The following is a 14,687-nucleotide window of genomic DNA, read 5'->3' as shown; positions in this document are numbered from 1 at the left end:
TAATGGAATTGCCTGTCTAGGCTCGCTTGCCGGAGCGATTTTCCGAGCCGACCAGAACGGCCCGGATGCTCCAAGATTTTGGTTTGCCGCGTTTTCCGGGCCAGAGGGTGATGCCACCCGATCGGAAGACGCTCTAACGGGAGAATGGCATGAACAAGGTCTATCCCAGCGCCGATGCCGCGCTGGACGGATTGCTGAAGGATGGCCTGCTGATCGCCGCCGGTGGTTTCGGCCTTTGCGGCATCCCCGAGCGCCTGCTCGATGCAGTGCGCGATTCGGGCGTGAGGAACCTGACGTTCGCCTCCAACAATGCCGGTATCGACAACGAAGGCATCGGCAAGCTGCTGCGCACCAAGCAGGTGAGCAAGATGATCTCGTCCTACGTCGGCGAGAACAAGGAATTCGAACGCCAGTTCCTCTCGGGCGAACTCGAAGTCGAATTCTGCCCGCAAGGCACTCTGGCGGAGCGCATGCGCGCCGGCGGCGCCGGGATTCCGGGCTTCTACACCAAGACCGGCGTCGGCACCCAGATCGCCGAGGGCAAGGAAGTGAAAGTCTTCCGCGGCGAGGAATTCATCCTGGAGGAAGGCATCTTCGCCGACCTCAGCCTGGTGAAGGCGTGGAAGGCGGACGAGACCGGCAACGTCGTGTTCCGCAAGACCGCCCGCAACTTCAACGTGCCGGCCGCCACTTGCGGCAAGGTCTGCGTGGTCGAAGTGGAGGAGATCGTCCCCACCGGCTCGCTCGATCCGGACGGCATCCACCTGCCGGGCGTGTTCGTCCAGCGCCTGGTCCTCGGCGCGCCCTACGACAAGAAGATCGAATTCACGACCACGCGCGAGAGGGAGACCGCCTGATGTCCTGGGACCGCAACGAGATGGCCGCGCGCGCGGCAAAGGAACTCCAGGACGGGTTCTACGTGAACCTCGGTATCGGCATCCCGACCCTGGTGGCGAACCATGTGCCCGGCGGCATGACGGTGACGCTCCAGTCGGAAAACGGGATGCTCGGCATCGGGCCGTTTCCTTACGCCGATGAGGTCGACGCCGACCTCATCAACGCGGGCAAGCAGACCGTCAGCGAACTGCCGCAGTCGGCCTATTTCGACAGCGCCACCAGCTTCGGCATGATCCGCGGCGGACACATCGACCTGGCCGTGCTGGGCGCGATGGAGATTGCCGAGAACGGCGACATCGCCAACTGGATGATCCCCGGCAAGATGATCAAGGGCATGGGCGGCGCGATGGACCTCGTGGCCGGCGTGAAGAAGATCATCGTCGTGATGGAACACAATGCCAAGAACGGCGATCCCAAGTTCATCCCGGCGTGCACTCTGCCGCTCACCGGCAAGAACGTGGTCGACATGATCGTCACCGATCTGGCCGTGTTCCAGCGGCCCGACCACCAGAGCCCGTTCAAGCTGATCGAACTGGCTCCGGGCGTGACGGCCGACGAAGTCGCGGCTAAGACCACGGCGCACTACACGACCTGATGTCCCGCGAAGGAGAGTTCCGGATGGCCTACACCTTGATCACCGCCAATCGGAACTACTCCAGCTGGTCGCTGCGGCCGTGGCTGTTGATGAAGGCGCTCGGCATCGATTTCGCCGATCGGATCGAGCCCTTCACCGCTCCGGCGAACTACGACGCATTCCGCAGCTTCTCGCCCACCGGGCAAGTGCCCGCGCTGATCGACGGCGACCGTACCTTGTGGGATTCCTTGGGCATCACGCTCTATCTGGCGGACCGCCATCCCGGCATCTGGCCGGCCGACGAAGCGGCACGCGCCTTCGCGCAATGCGCGGTCGCGGAAATGCACGGCGGCTTCTCGGCCCTGCGCAACGACTGCACGATGAATGTCGGCGTCCGCGTTCGCCCAAAGCCGATGCGGCCGGGGCTGGTCCGCGATGTGGCCCGGCTGCGCGAGCTGTTCAGCGAGGGGCTCTCGCGCTTCGGCGGCCCCTGGCTGGCCGGGGCCAGCTTCACCGCCGTGGATGCCTTCTTCGCCCCGGTCGCCTTCCGCATCCGCACTTACGGCCTCGATGTCGGCACCTGCCAGTCCTGGGTCGATGCCGTGCTGGATCACCCCGCGATGAAGCAGTGGGAAGCCGAAGCCCTGGCCGAGACCTGGCGTGAGGAAGGCCACGAGGCGGAACTGGCCGAATGCGGCGACGTGATCGCCGACTACCGCAACGCGGATTGATCGCGCGCAGCCTTGCCGCCAATGCCTTGCCTGCGTCACCAAGCTGACGCAGTCTCCGTCCCCGAACCTATTCCCTCGCGTCCCTTGGAGAGCCTCGAATGACCGATATCGCCCAGATTCCGCTGACCCGCATCGATGGCAGCGCCGACAGCCTGGCCAATCACGAAGGCAAAGTCCTTCTGGTGGTCAACGTCGCTTCCAAGTGCGGACTGACGCCGCAGTACGAAGGGCTGGAGAAGCTTTACGAGGACTACAAGGGCAAGGGCTTTGAAGTGCTGGGCTTCCCGGCCAATGATTTCGGCGCGCAGGAGCCGGGCACCGACGAGGAAATCGTCGAGTTCTGCCAGCTCAACTACGGCGTCTCGTTCCCGCTCTTCACCAAGGCCGACGTTACCGGCGAAGCCAAGCAGCCGCTCTATGCCGCGCTCACTGCAGCCATTCCCACCAAGCAGGGCGATGTCGATGGCATGAAGGAGCGCTTCAAGGGCTATGGCATGACCCCGAACGACGATCCCGAAGTGCTGTGGAACTTCGAGAAGTTCCTGGTCTCGCGCGAGGGCGCCGTGGTCGGACGTTTCGCGCCGGGCACCACCCCGCAGGATCCGCTGCTGGTGGATGCGATCGAAGGCGAACTGGCCAAGTAAGGCGAACTGGCCAAGTAGGGTAGGGCGGGCCGGACGGGGAGGTTCCCCGGTCCGGCCACCTGCTCATTCGCCGACGAGGACGAAAGGCGCCCATGTGGCGGGGTGGGCCCCGCCAGCCACATGGGTGTCCCCAAGCACGGTCATCTGCGCGCGCCTCAGCGCCTCGGCGCGGCTGGTCCGGCCATGCGCCGCCCGCACGGTGCGCAGCGTCATGCGGCTGGCGACATCGTCGCGGACGGGCCAGTGCGACAGCAGGAGCGCGCGGGCTCCCGCCGAAACGAAAGCGCGGGCCAGGCCCGAATACGTCGGGGCATTCTCGCTCTCGCCCGCGTTGGTGTCGCAGGCCGAGAGAATCACCCAGTCGGCATCCAGGTTCAATCGCGCGATTTCCGAAGCGGTGAGCAGGCCATCTTCGGAGCCATCCGAGCCGGGAGCGGGCGTGAGCACCAGGGCAGGCTCCACCAGGTTGCGGTACGCGCCGCCGACGAGGCCGTGAGTGGCGAAGGCGATCACCCCGGCGGCCGAGAGCGGGGCTGCTTTCACGGCCGCCTCGGTCGCCCCCGCTCCCACGAGAACCTGGCGCTCGCCATGAAACGACCGGGCCATGGCCTGAAGTTCCTGCGCCGCACCCGGCAGTTCGGGCAGGCTGGCGAGCGTGGATTCGAGGGAGTTCGTCCAGCTTTCCGTTCCGCCCAGGGGCAGAAGCGGCGCACCGATCCCGGCAAATCCGCGCGTGCGGGCATGACGCTCGCCGGGGCGGGCCAGCGGCGCTGCGGTCACCAGCGTGCTCACGCCGTGATGGCGGGCGAGCCAATCGGTCTGGCGCAGCGCCTGCGGATCGGCATCGTCGCCAGTCGGGGGCTTTGTCACCAGCGCGCCGAAGGGCAGGGCGGACAGCATGCCCGGCGCCAGGATCGCGACATCGCGGCTTTCCTGCAGCGCCCTGGCGATCGGCTGGGGGAACAGCAGCCGGTAGAGCTGGTAGGCCGAATCGCGGTCGAAGGCGGATTTGCCGTCGGTGAGCACGCCGTCCTCGATCGAGGCGCGAAGCCGCCGCTGCAATTCGGCCAGGCGCCGTCCGGGGACCGGCGTTTCCGCCGCCGTTACGGCCTTGCGGGTGACGGCCATGATCACCAGGCCCTCCGCGTCCTGCCCGTAGAGCAGGAGCGCCTGGCCCGGCGCCAGTCGGGACCGGGCGGCGGCCAGGCTGGCAGGTTCGAAGCCCGTCAGTGAGGCATAGCCGGGCACCAGTGCGCCGATCCGTTTGTCCAGTGCGCGGAGGTTTTCCTCGGCTGCGGCGATCCTCTCGGCGGTCGTGTCGGGGCTCTCGTTCGGGCTTGCGCCGGTCCGGTCCCGGGTGAGCGCGCGGTCGCGCTGCTTGTGCAATTCGCGCAGTTCGGCGCTGGCGGAGAGATAGGCGCGGATCGCGGCATTGGCCTCGGGACCATAGCGATCGGCAATGGCGTCGACGGAAGTGAACGCGGTCTGGAGATCGCCCATCCCCGCCATCTGCAAGGCGTCGAACGCGGTTTCCCGGTCCCCTGCGGCGATGGCGATCCGGGCTTCGAGGACGAATGTGCCCGCGGCCTGGTCGCGAAGGCGAATCGTGCCGGTGGCGGCGCTGGTGCGATCCAGCAGATGGCTGCGCAGAGGCTCGAGTGCGGGCTTTGCCGCAGCGAGCGCCGCTGCCGGATCGCCCCGGCGGGCGTCGACGGCGGCGCGCAGGGCCAGCGCGGCCACCCGGTCGAGATTGGTCGGCAGCGCCCGGCGCGCATAGGCTGCGTTGACATGGTCGAGCAGCGCCTGCGCGGCATCGATGTCTCCGGTGGCAAGGAGCAGTTTGGCCAGGCTGAGTTCGGCGCGGAGCACTTCGGGATCGTCGGGCGAGGCGGCGATGCGCCGCGCCATGCCCAGTGCCTTGCGGTCGAGCGCGAGGGCGCGGTCGATCTGGCCGTCGTCGCGGACGATCCGGGCGATCTGCCCGAAGACATTGGCGCCGGACATCGGCTGGTCCGAGGCGGGCAGCTTTTCGAAAATCTCCGCCGAGCGCTCGTAGAAACCCAAGGCGTCCTCGGAAAATCCGGCCAGATCCAGCGCATAGGCCACGGCATTGAGCGAATAGCCCAGATCGCGCGGGTCGGGATCGCTCTTGGCCATGCGCAAGTCCAGTGCCCGCCGCAGGATCGGCGTGGCCTGGGCGTAAAGCCCGGCATCGTTGAGCGCGGCGCCCAGCGCATTGAGCGTGGCCAGCGTCAGGCGGTGCTCCTTGCCGAGATGCGAGTCGGCCCAGATCGCGGCGGCGCGGGCGGCGGCGATCGCGGACGTCGAATCGCCGGCCTGAATCTGCAGGGTGCTGAGGGTTATGCCGTAGACGGCGGGACTCTCGTTGTTACGGCCCGTCCGCGTACTGGCCAGGGTGGCCACGGTCACGGCCTGCTGCACTTTGGGAATCGCTTCCAGAGGCAGTCCGCGGCGGTAGTCGATCAGCGCCAGCCCGTAGAGCGCGGCGGCATATTCGCTGCTGTCGCGCCCGGCGAGGGTCTCGCTCAATTCCAGTGCGCGCAGCTTGTAGGTTCGCGCTTCGTCCAGCTTGCCCATGCTGGAGAGTGCGGATCCGATGTTGTTGACGATTTCCGCGCGGCGCGGCGTCATGGGTTGATTCCGCGCGGTCATCTCCGCGTCGAAATCGCGAAAGCCCGCCAGCGCTTCCTTGTAGCGGCCCATCCAGAACAGCGCTTCGGCCCGGGTGGCTTCGGCCATGAGGCGGTCCACGGGATCGACGGCGCCGGCCTTGCGGGCACCGGCAAGCGCGGCATCGATCCGGCGAAGCGCGGCCTTGGGATCGCCCGAGGTGTCGTAGTCGGCAAGGGCGCGAAGTTCGGCCACGGCGGAAACTGGCCCGGGCGCTGCCGAGGCTCCTGGCGCAGTCCGGGCCGAAGCCAGCGCCGCCGGAACGCCCACCGTCATTTCCGCCAGAAGGCCCGCTGCCAGGCAGGCCCAAAGCCGAGTCTTCATGCTTGCCCCCCGCCGTAAGTCGATGGACGGGGCGAATCCCCTTCATCAAAACCGGCAACGCTCTTTCAAGGGCAGAAATCCGGGCTTCGGGCAAGCATCCAATTGTTCTGACAGCGCAAACCCTGCTTCAGGCGGGGCGCTCAGGCGTCTCCGGTGGCGACGGGCCGGGCCGGGTCGGCGATCCATTCGCTCCATGATCCGGGATAGAGCCTTGGCTGCGGCAGGCCAGCCACAGCCATCGCCAGGGCATTGTGACAGGCGGTCACACCCGAGCCGCAGGAGAGCAGGGCCGGCTGCTCTCCCAGCAAGGCGGTGAAGGCAGCGCCGAGTTCGTCGGCCGGGCGGAAACGTCCATCGGCGGCGAGGTTGTCGCGGAAGAAGCGGTTGCGAGCGCCCGGGATATGCCCGGCTACGGGGTCGACGGGATTGGGATCGCCCCGGAACCGCGACGGATCGCGCGCGTCCAGCACTTGCGCCGCGCCTTGCTCGATATTGGCCAGGACCTCCCGCGCCGTGGCCGGCGAGGGGACGAGCGGATCGCCGGCGACGAAGTCGCCCGGCACGGCGGGTGCGGCGTCGCCGGTCTCCAGCGGCAGGCCGGCGGCCGTCCAGGCTTGCTTGCCGCCGTCGAGCACGGCGACCCTGGCGTGGCCGATCCAGCGCAGCAACCACCAGGCCCGCGCCGCCCAGGCGCCGCCGCTGGAATCGCAGGCCACCACCTGCTGGCCCTGCTTGAGTCCCTGAGTCCGCAGCCAGGCCGCGAAAGCGACGCGCGCGGGCAGCGGATGGCGGCCGTTGCTGCCATCGGGCGGGCCGGCCAGATCCTCGTCGAGATGGGCATAGCGCGCGCCCGGCAGGTGCCCGGCGCGATAGGCGGCACGGCCCTTGTCCGGCATGCCCAGTTCGAAATCGCAATCGAGCACCAGCACGTCCGCACCGTCCGCAAAGAGCGCGTGCAACTGCGGGACGGATATCAGCGTGTCGTAAGCCATCGGGAATGCCTCGGAGAAGAGATCGGATGCCATTAGGCCAAAGCCGGGCGCGCTGTCGACGCCGCGCATCGCGAATAGCGCAGCACCGGGCGCAGGGGGATGACAGTGGGGAGAAAAGGTTGAACCTGGCTGGACGGAACGAAAACGGGCCGGGTTTCCGCGTGGGAAACCCGGCCCGCTTCAAGGCCGTCCGCCGAATTCCGGGATCAGGTCCCGGACCGGACTGCGGTTCAGGCCAGAGCGGCCTTCAGCGCGTCGGCAAGGTCGGTGCGTTCCCAAGGGAACAGGTCGCCTTCGGGCTTGCGGCCGAAGTGGCCGTAAGCAGCCGTCTTGCCGTAGATCGGCTTGTTGAGGCCAAGACCCGTGCGGATGCCGCGCGGGGTCAGGCCGCCGAGCTTGTCCGCAGCGACCTTGGCGATTGCCACTTCGAGATCCGCGTCGCTGGCCGAGCCGGTGCCGTGAGTATCGACATAGAGCGAGAGTGGCTCGGACACGCCGATCGCATAGGCGATCTGGATCGTGCAGCGCTTGGCGAGGCCGGCTGCGACGACGTTCTTCGCGAGGTAGCGCGTGACGTAGGCGGCCGAACGGTCGACCTTGGTGGGGTCCTTGCCCGAGAAGGCGCCGCCGCCGTGCGGAGCCGCACCGCCGTAGGTGTCGACGATGATCTTGCGGCCGGTCAGGCCGGCATCGCCGTCAGGGCCGCCGATTTCGAACTTGCCGGTGGGATTGATGTGGAACTTGGTGTTTTCGGTGACGAAGCCGGCCGGCAGGATCTCGCCCACGGCCTTCTTCACGTATTCCTTGAGTTCCGCGTCCTTGCCGCCTTCGTGGTAGCCGGCCTTGTGCTGGGTGGAGACGACCACGGCGGTCGCTTCCACGGGCACGCCGTCCTTGAAGCGCAGGGTCACCTGGCTCTTGGCGTCGGGTTCGAGGAACGGCGCGGCGCCCGAGTGACGGTCGGCCGCGAGGCGTTCGAGGATCTTGTGGCTGTAGTCGAGCGTGGCCGGCATGAGGTCCGGCGTTTCGTCGCAGGCGAAACCGAACATGATGCCCTGGTCGCCGGCGCCTTCGTCCTTGTTGCCGGCCGAGTCCACGCCCTGCGCGATGTCCGCGCTCTGCGGGTGCAGGTGGTTCTCGAACAGCAGGTCCTGCCAGTGGAAGCCGGCCTGTTCGTAGCCGATGCGCTTCACGGTTTCACGGACGATGTGCTGGATTTCCTCCTGCGCGCCGTCTTCCCAGTGACCGTCCTTGTCGATCATGCCCTTGCCGCGCACTTCGCCGGCAAGCACGACACGCTGGGTGGTCGTCAGGGTTTCGCAGGCAACGCGGGCTTCCGGGTCCTTCGAAAGGAAGAGATCGACGATGGCGTCGGAAATCTGGTCCGAAACCTTGTCGGGATGGCCTTCCGAGACGCTCTCGGAGGTAAAGACATAGTCATTTCGCATCGTGACACCACATATAAAGAAATCTTTATGTGGGCACTGGTCTAGCGACGACGACGGCGGAGCGCAATAACGGAAAGCGCAAGCGTCCAGAAAGCCGTGGCAAGTGTCAGCGGCAGCAAGTTTCCGAATATTGCGAAAGGCGTCGGTTCGCGGGGCGGCGGGATGCGTCCGTCAAGCCTGCCGGCGCTGTGCCAGGGCACATAGGCGCGCACCAGGCCATCGGCATCGATCACCGCGCTGATCCCGGTGGTGGTGGAGCGCATGACCGGAAGCCCTTCCTCGATCGCGCGAAGCCGGGCCTGGGCCAGGTGCTGCGGCGGGCCCCAGCGTCCGAACCAGCCGTCGTTGGAGGGGTTGAAGATATAGTCCGGCCTCACGCGCGGGTCGGCCACCTGACCGCTGAAAACGATTTCGTAGCAGATCTGCACGCCCGCCTTGCCCCAGGCACCGAGGTCGAACGTGCGCGGACCCGGTCCGGGCCAGAAATCCAGCGCGCCGGGCACGAGGCGCGTCGCGCCGAGCGGTTCCAGCAACCAGCGCAGCGCGAGGTACTCGCCATAGGGGACGAGATGGGCCTTCGAATAGCTCGCCAGCAGATTGCCGTTGCCGTCGATCATGGAGACCGAATTGCGTGCGGCGATGCCTTCGCCGTCCTTGATGACGAGATCGACCGCGCCGGTCATCAGCACGGCGTAAGGGCCGATGACCCGGCCGATACGCTCGCGCGCCAATACGGGATCCTCCGCATAGGTATACATGCGGTAGAGGAACTGCGGATAGCCATCGCGAATATAGTCACCCAGGCCCGATTCCGGCCAGAATACCACGCGCCGGTCACCCGGCGCGCGCGGCAGGGACAAGCGCGCCAGCTTGACGAAATTGGCCTCGTAGAAGCGCGGGTCGTCGATGAATTCCTGGCGAATGTCCGGCTGGACAAGCGTGTAGCGAACGGCCCCTTCGGCGCGCGCGGCCCAGGGGTCTGGCAGGGTCATCAGCGCCGCGAGCGGCCCGAACAGGGCGAGGGCAGGGAGTGCCCAGGCCCAGCGTGCGCCGCCGCGCGATCTGCGCGAAAGCCGCCAGAGCAGGCCGGGGACACAGGCGATCAGCGCGAGGAGCCCGGACAGCCCATAGGTCCCCACCCAGGGCGCCAGCACGGCCAGTCCGCGCGTATCGTGACCGCCGAGCATGGCCACGCCAAGCGGGTTCCAGGCAAAGCCGGTGAAGACCCAGGCCCGCAGCCACTCGGTCACGATCCAGGCCGGGGCAAAGGCCAGCGCGAGAAGCAGGAAAGCGCCGGGACCGGCGGCATTCTGCGGGCTTTCCGGGGCTCGGCCGCGGTCCAGCCGCAGCAGCAGCCAGGCACCCAGCGCGGCGAGGCCAGGATATACCGCGAGATAGAGAGAGATCAGGCAGACGGCGATCATGCCCAGCCAAGCAGGCATCGAGGCCTGATAGGTAAAGGCCGTCGCGATCCAGTTGTCGCCGAGCGTGAAGTGACCGAGACCGAAGAACCAGCCGATGAAGAACGCGCGCTTCCCGCTGGGCGCCCGCGCGATGAGTTCCACCAGCACGGCCACGCCGAGCAGGGTCAGCGGCCAGAGGCCTAGGGGTTGGAAGCCGCAGGCAGCGATGACGCCGGCCAGAATCGCGACAAGTCCGGCCGCAAGGCGCGGGCGGCGATCGAGGAAGTCCATTACGGGTTTCAGAGCCGGGCCTCGCGCCGATGGGAATCCAATGGCGCCGCTATGTAGGGGCCTGTCGTGGGAGGCAAGCGAAGTTCGTGAAAAGAGCGGATTTGCCTGCTCCGTCCCTGAACTGGCTTCGCATATTGCCGGGCCGGAAAAGCGACGACCCACGTCCTGCCTTGCGGCGAGACGTGGGTCGCGAAATGCTGGACGTTTCCGCCCGGCCGGTCAGGCTCTTACGAGTTGACGGCTTCCAGCGGGTTTTCACCGCCCTCGTCCGACGATGGCGCAGCCTTGCGGGTGCGGCGGCGACGGGGCTTTTCCTCGGCGGCCTCGGCCTCCTCGGTGGGCTTTTCAACCGGCTTTTCCGCAGCCTTGGCGGCGCGGGGTGCGCGCTTGGCCGGAGCGGCGGCGATGGCGGGCGGCAGGATCGCGGGATCGAGGTTGCCGGTCGGTTCGGCTTCCACGGCGGGAGCCTCTTCACCGGCATTTTCGCCCGCTGCTTCTTCGTCACGGCGACCGCGCGGCTTGCGCTGCTTCAGGCCGCGCGAGGCGCGATTGTCGCGAACGAACGGGTTTTCCGCCGGTTCGTAGACCATCGGATCGCCGGTGACTTCCGCCTCGTTGCCGGGTGCGGCAACCGCCTCTTCCTCGACCGATTCGGGGCGGGGAGCGCGCTCGTCGCGGCGGCTGTCGTCGCGACGGTTGTCTTCGCGGCGGGTATCCTCACGACGCCCATCCTCACGGCGGGTATCGTCACGACGGTTATCGTCACGGCGCGAATCTTCGCGGCGGGGCTGGCGCTCCTGGCGCTGCTCCTGCCGATCGAAGTTGCGCTCCGGACGCTCCTGGCGTTCCGAACGTTCCTGCCGTTCCGGGGCGGGCGATTCGTAGTCGCCGTACTCGTCGACTGCGTAATCGTCGCCATAGTCGGAACCGCGATCGTCGCGGCGCGGCTGGCGCGAATCTTCTTGGCGTTGCTTTTGATCAGCAAGGACGCGGAAGTAGTGGTCTGCGAACTGGAGGTAATATTCCTCCTGCACGCGGTCACCATTCAGATGCGCGTCATGGGCCAGCTTCTTGTACTTCTCCAGCAACTGCGGCGCATTGCCGCGAGCCCTGCTGTCGATCCGATTGATCTGCTGACCGCCCTGCTGGCGATTGTTACCGCGGCCACGCCGACGGTTATTACCACGATTATTATTCAAGGATTATTTCCTCAAAAACCCAGGGCATCGGCCTGTTCCCGTCGGGCCGATCTGCCACACGTCACATGATCACGGATCGCCCCCGAGTGCCGTGAACTCCACCGTTGCCGGGTCGTAGCCACTTCAGGCCGCGACGATCTGCAAAGGTTGGAGGCGAACCACCCACATGGGAAATTCCATCCATGTGCTGGTTCGCCGTAATCCTTAGGCATTCCGGGCCGGAATTCCAAGTGAAAACTTACGCAGCTGTTGAAAACTCCAGCACCCTGGGACGATTTCCCAGATCGCGATGGAGGCGGCTGGAGAGGCCGCACTCGCTGCCGATCGCGGCGACGGGCTCGGCCTGTTCGTGGCCAATCTCCACCAGCGCGGCGCCGCCCGGGGCAAGCAGGCCCGGCAATTGCGGGATCAGCACGCGATAGTCGTCCAGCCCCAGTTCGCCTGCGTAGAGCGCGCTGGCCGGCTCGTATCCGGCGACCGAGCGGTCAAGCGTCACGGTCGTCTCGACATAGGGAGGATTGGCGAGAATCAGGTCGAACGGCCCGCCCAGCGCATCGGCCCAGCCGGGCGCGTGCCAATCGGCCAGTGCCATGCGGGCGCGGGCGCCAAGGCCCAGCGCTTCTGCATTGCCGGTCGCCACCGCGAGCGCGCCGGGGGAACTGTCCACGCCCACGCCGCGCGCTTCGGGCAAGTTGGCGAGCACGGCCAGCAGCAGGGCGCCGGATCCGGTCCCGCAGTCCAGCACGGCGCGGGCCGCGGGCCGGGCGGCCAGTGCCGCCTCGACGAGAATCTCCGAATCCCCGCGCGGGATCAGCACGTCCGGCCCGACCGTGAACGGCAGGCCGAAGAACTCCTGAGTGCCGGTGATATAGGCAACGGGTTCGTGCTCCGCGCGGCGCGCGACCAATGCGGCGAAACCTGCGGGCGCTGGATCGCGCATGCGCGAGAGCAGCAGCGACGAGCGCGAGCAGCCGATGGCGTGGGCCATGAGCACTTCGGCGTCGAGACGGGCGGTGTCGCTGGTCGCGGAGAGAAGTCCGGCGGCTTCGCGAATCGCCTCGCCGGCCGTGAGCACGGGGTCAGTCATGGTTGGGCGCGGTCAGCAGGCGCGGGGCGCTTGACAGGCACCCGGCGCCAAGGCCGGATCCTCAAGCATCCATGGCCGCGAGGCGCTTGGCCTCGTCCTCGGCCAGCAGAGCGTCGACCATTTCGGCAAGGCCCGGACCTTCGAGAATTTCGGGCAGGCGGTGGAGGGTCAGGTTGATGCGGTGATCGGTCACGCGGCCCTGCGGGAAATTGTAGGTGCGGATGCGCTCCGAACGGTCGCCCGAACCGACCATCGCCTTGCGCGCCTCGGCCTCGGCGCCGTGGGCCTCTTCGCGCATCTTCTCGTAGAGACGCGCGCGCAGGACCTGCATGGCCTTGGCCTTGTTCTTGTGCTGGCTGCGCTCATCCTGGCAGATCACCACGAGATTGCTGGGCAAGTGCGTGATGCGCACGGCCGAATCGGTGGTGTTGACGTGCTGGCCGCCCGCGCCCGAGGCGCGGAAGATGTCGATCTTGAGGTCCTTGTCCTCGATCTGGACGTCGACTTCGCTCGGTTCGGGCAGCACCGCGACGGTCGCCGCCGAAGTATGGATACGGCCGCCCGATTCGGTGACCGGCACGCGCTGGACCCGATGGACGCCGCTCTCGAACTTCAACTTGGCGAAAACGCCCGCGCCGGCGACATTGGCGACCACTTCCTTGAAGCCGCCGAGATCGTTGGCGTTGACGGAGATCATCTCGACCCGCCAGCCCTGTTCCGCGGCATAGCGCTCGTACATGCGATAGAGGTCGGCCGCGAAGAGGGCGGCCTCGTCGCCGCCGGTGCCGGCGCGGATTTCCAGCATGGCCGGGCGCACGTCCGCCGCGTCGCGCGGGAGCATGGCGATGGCCAGCTGCCGCTCGGCCTCGGGCAGTTCGGCCTTGATCCGGTGGATTTCCTCCTCGGCCAGGGCGCGCATGTCGGGGTCGGGGTCTTCCAGCGTCTGGAGCGATTCCATTTCCCCGCGCATCGACACGACTTCGGCAGCGACGCGCGCCACCGGTTCCAGCTCGGCATAGTCGCGGCTGGCGGTGACGAAAGCGTCGCCTTCCAGCGTGCCCGAGGCGAGGCGCGCCTCAAGCTCGGAGAAACGCGCGGCGATCTGCGCCAGACGGGTGTCGGATATGCTCACGGATGGACCGACTGGAGGACCTGCTCGACCGCGAGATATTCGGCGGTCGGCTCGGCCGCGCGCAAGTTGGCGCTCGGCTGGCCGTCCTTGGCGCCGAACGAGACGAGCACCTTGGCGCCCATCTTCACGGCCTTGTCGAAGCGCTTGCGGGGGCTGCCGGTGGCGACCATTTCCGCGTCGAGGCCCTGGAAACGCAGCGCGGTGATGACCTTCTGGGCATAACCCAGCGCGGCATCGTCCTCGACCGCAAGCACCACGGTCAGCGGCGCTTCGGTGAGCGTGCCGGCATCGGCCACCAGCATGGCGAGCCGCTCGATCCCTGCCGCCCAGCCCACGGCCGGGGTGGCAGCGCCGCCGAGGCTTTCCATCAGTCCGTCATAGCGGCCGCCGCCGAGCACGGTGCCCTGCGCGCCGAGGCGGGTGGTGACGAATTCGAAGGCGGTGTGGCGATAGTAGTCCAGCCCGCGCACCAGCGACGGCGCGCGCTCATAGGCGACGCCGGCGGCATCGAGCCCGGCGGTCACCGCGGCGAAGAAGTCCTGCGCCTCTGCCGAGAGATAGGCGTCGATCTTCGGCGCATCGCCCACGAAGACCTTGTCGCGCGGGTCCTTGGAATCGAGGATGCGCAGCGGGTTGCGTTCGAGGCGGTCCTGCGAATCCTCGGACAATTCCGCCTTGTGAGCGCGGAAATATTCGATCAGCGCCGCGCGCCAGGCATCGCGGCTGGCAACGTCGCCCAGGGTGTTGAGCTGGAGCGCCACGCCGTCGGAAATGCCGAGTTCCTTCAGCAGGTGGTCGGCCATGACCAGCAGTTCCACGTCGGCCAGCGGCTCGGGCGAGCCGATCAGCTCCGCGTCGATCTGGTGGAACTGGCGGTAGCGGCCCTTCTGCGGGCGTTCGTAGCGGAACAGCGGGCCGTGAGTCGCGACCTTGAGCGGGGCGAACTGCTTCCAGCCATCGGTCAGGTAGGCGCGGGCGAGCCCGGCCGTGAATTCGGGGCGCAGGGTCAGCGATTCGCCGCCGCGATCCTCGAACGAGTACATTTCCTTGGACACCACGTCGGTGGTCTCGCCGATCGAGCGCGAGAACACTTCGGTCTTCTCGAAGACCGGCATCTCCACCCGGCGGAAACGGTAGAGCTTGCGGACACGCTCGAACGTCGCGACGACATGGGAGAAAGCCTCGGCATCGGTGCCGAAGATGTCCTGGGTTCCGCGAATAGCCTGTGGTGTGGTGCTCATGACGCGCGCGCTTAGCCCGATTGCAGCGGCGGG

12 protein-coding genes are annotated in these 14,687 nt (G+C 67.3%); 4 read left to right on the top strand and 8 right to left on the bottom strand.

Going from position 1 to position 14,687, the window contains the following annotated elements:
• The first annotated feature begins 149 nt into the window (after window positions 1–149).
• The 4 genes from EDF57_RS14075 to EDF57_RS14060 all read left to right on the top strand — a co-directional run bounded on the left by EDF57_RS14075 (window position 150) and on the right by EDF57_RS14060 (window position 2,846).
• Window positions 150–857 (top strand): CoA transferase subunit A, encoded by a 708-nt coding sequence (locus EDF57_RS14075; RefSeq protein ID WP_134094743.1) that lies wholly within the window; start codon window positions 150–152, stop codon window positions 855–857.
• A complete protein-coding gene (locus EDF57_RS14070) occupies window positions 857–1,492 on the top strand; it encodes a 3-oxoacid CoA-transferase subunit B (RefSeq protein ID WP_132264552.1) in 636 nt (211 codons plus the stop codon). The genes EDF57_RS14075 and EDF57_RS14070 overlap by 1 nt, the downstream gene beginning before the upstream one ends.
• Before the next feature lie 23 nt (window positions 1,493–1,515).
• A complete protein-coding gene (locus tag EDF57_RS14065) occupies window positions 1,516–2,202 on the top strand; it encodes a glutathione S-transferase family protein (RefSeq protein ID WP_132264554.1) in 687 nt (228 codons plus the stop codon).
• A gap of 98 nt (window positions 2,203–2,300) precedes the next feature.
• Window positions 2,301–2,846, top strand: coding sequence for a glutathione peroxidase (locus tag EDF57_RS14060; protein ID WP_134094742.1), 546 nt, complete (start codon window positions 2,301–2,303; stop codon window positions 2,844–2,846).
• Window positions 2,847–2,909: 63 nt separating this feature from the next.
• On the opposite strand, the gene EDF57_RS14055 is transcribed toward EDF57_RS14060, so the two are convergent.
• The 8 genes from EDF57_RS14055 to hisS all read right to left on the bottom strand — a co-directional run bounded on the left by EDF57_RS14055 (window position 2,910) and on the right by hisS (window position 14,654).
• Window positions 2,910–5,861 carry a CHAT domain-containing protein gene (locus EDF57_RS14055; protein ID WP_243841065.1) on the bottom strand — a complete coding sequence of 984 codons (2,952 nt, stop codon included), beginning with the start codon at window positions 5,859–5,861 and terminating at the stop codon, window positions 2,910–2,912.
• Window positions 5,862–6,001: 140 nt separating this feature from the next.
• On the bottom strand, window positions 6,002–6,886 hold the full coding sequence (locus tag EDF57_RS14050) for a sulfurtransferase (RefSeq protein ID WP_243841064.1): 885 nt from the start codon (window positions 6,884–6,886) through the stop codon (window positions 6,002–6,004).
• Window positions 6,887–7,083: 197 nt separating this feature from the next.
• A complete protein-coding gene (gene metK / locus EDF57_RS14045; RefSeq protein WP_132264560.1) occupies window positions 7,084–8,301 on the bottom strand; it encodes a methionine adenosyltransferase in 1,218 nt (405 codons plus the stop codon).
• A 41-nt stretch (window positions 8,302–8,342) separates the two neighbouring features.
• The gene (lnt, locus tag EDF57_RS14040) at window positions 8,343–9,995 is read right to left on the bottom strand and encodes an apolipoprotein N-acyltransferase (protein ID WP_134094741.1); all 1,653 of its coding nucleotides are present in this window, start codon (window positions 9,993–9,995) and stop codon (window positions 8,343–8,345) included.
• Window positions 9,996–10,222: 227 nt separating this feature from the next.
• Complete coding sequence (locus tag EDF57_RS14035) at window positions 10,223–11,194, bottom strand: DUF4167 domain-containing protein (RefSeq protein WP_134094740.1); 972 nt, start codon at window positions 11,192–11,194, stop codon at window positions 10,223–10,225.
• A gap of 238 nt (window positions 11,195–11,432) precedes the next feature.
• Window positions 11,433–12,281: a peptide chain release factor N(5)-glutamine methyltransferase gene (gene prmC, locus EDF57_RS14030; RefSeq protein ID WP_134094739.1), complete on the bottom strand. Its 849-nt coding sequence runs from the start codon at window positions 12,279–12,281 to the stop codon at window positions 11,433–11,435.
• Between the two features lie 61 nt (window positions 12,282–12,342).
• On the bottom strand, window positions 12,343–13,413 hold the full coding sequence (prfA, locus tag EDF57_RS14025) for a peptide chain release factor 1 (protein ID WP_132264567.1): 1,071 nt from the start codon (window positions 13,411–13,413) through the stop codon (window positions 12,343–12,345).
• Window positions 13,410–14,654 (bottom strand): histidine--tRNA ligase, encoded by a 1,245-nt coding sequence (gene hisS / locus EDF57_RS14020; protein ID WP_134094738.1) that lies wholly within the window; start codon window positions 14,652–14,654, stop codon window positions 13,410–13,412. The genes prfA and hisS overlap by 4 nt, the downstream gene beginning before the upstream one ends.
• Window positions 14,655–14,687: the final 33 nt, after the last annotated feature.

This window comes from Novosphingobium sp. PhB55, from assembly GCF_004368805.1.
Classification (GTDB): Bacteria; Pseudomonadota; Alphaproteobacteria; order Sphingomonadales; family Sphingomonadaceae; genus Novosphingobium.
Note: the sequence above shows the minus strand (reverse complement) of the source record. Positions and strands in the feature narration are given on the sequence as shown.

Coding starts and splice junctions, on each gene's coding strand:
- EDF57_RS14075 (WP_134094743.1), top strand. CDS start 150: ATGAACAAGGTCTATCCCAGCGCCGATGCCGCGCTGGACGGATTGCTG.
- EDF57_RS14070 (WP_132264552.1), top strand. CDS start 857: ATGTCCTGGGACCGCAACGAGATGGCCGCGCGCGCGGCAAAGGAACTC.
- EDF57_RS14065 (WP_132264554.1), top strand. CDS start 1,516: ATGGCCTACACCTTGATCACCGCCAATCGGAACTACTCCAGCTGGTCG.
- EDF57_RS14060 (WP_134094742.1), top strand. CDS start 2,301: ATGACCGATATCGCCCAGATTCCGCTGACCCGCATCGATGGCAGCGCC.
- EDF57_RS14055 (WP_243841065.1), bottom strand. CDS start 5,861: ATGAAGACTCGGCTTTGGGCCTGCCTGGCAGCGGGCCTTCTGGCGGAA.
- EDF57_RS14050 (WP_243841064.1), bottom strand. CDS start 6,886: ATGGCATCCGATCTCTTCTCCGAGGCATTCCCGATGGCTTACGACACG.
- metK (WP_132264560.1), bottom strand. CDS start 8,301: ATGCGAAATGACTATGTCTTTACCTCCGAGAGCGTCTCGGAAGGCCAT.
- lnt (WP_134094741.1), bottom strand. CDS start 9,995: ATGGACTTCCTCGATCGCCGCCCGCGCCTTGCGGCCGGACTTGTCGCG.
- prmC (WP_134094739.1), bottom strand. CDS start 12,281: ATGACTGACCCCGTGCTCACGGCCGGCGAGGCGATTCGCGAAGCCGCC.
- hisS (WP_134094738.1), bottom strand. CDS start 14,654: ATGAGCACCACACCACAGGCTATTCGCGGAACCCAGGACATCTTCGGC.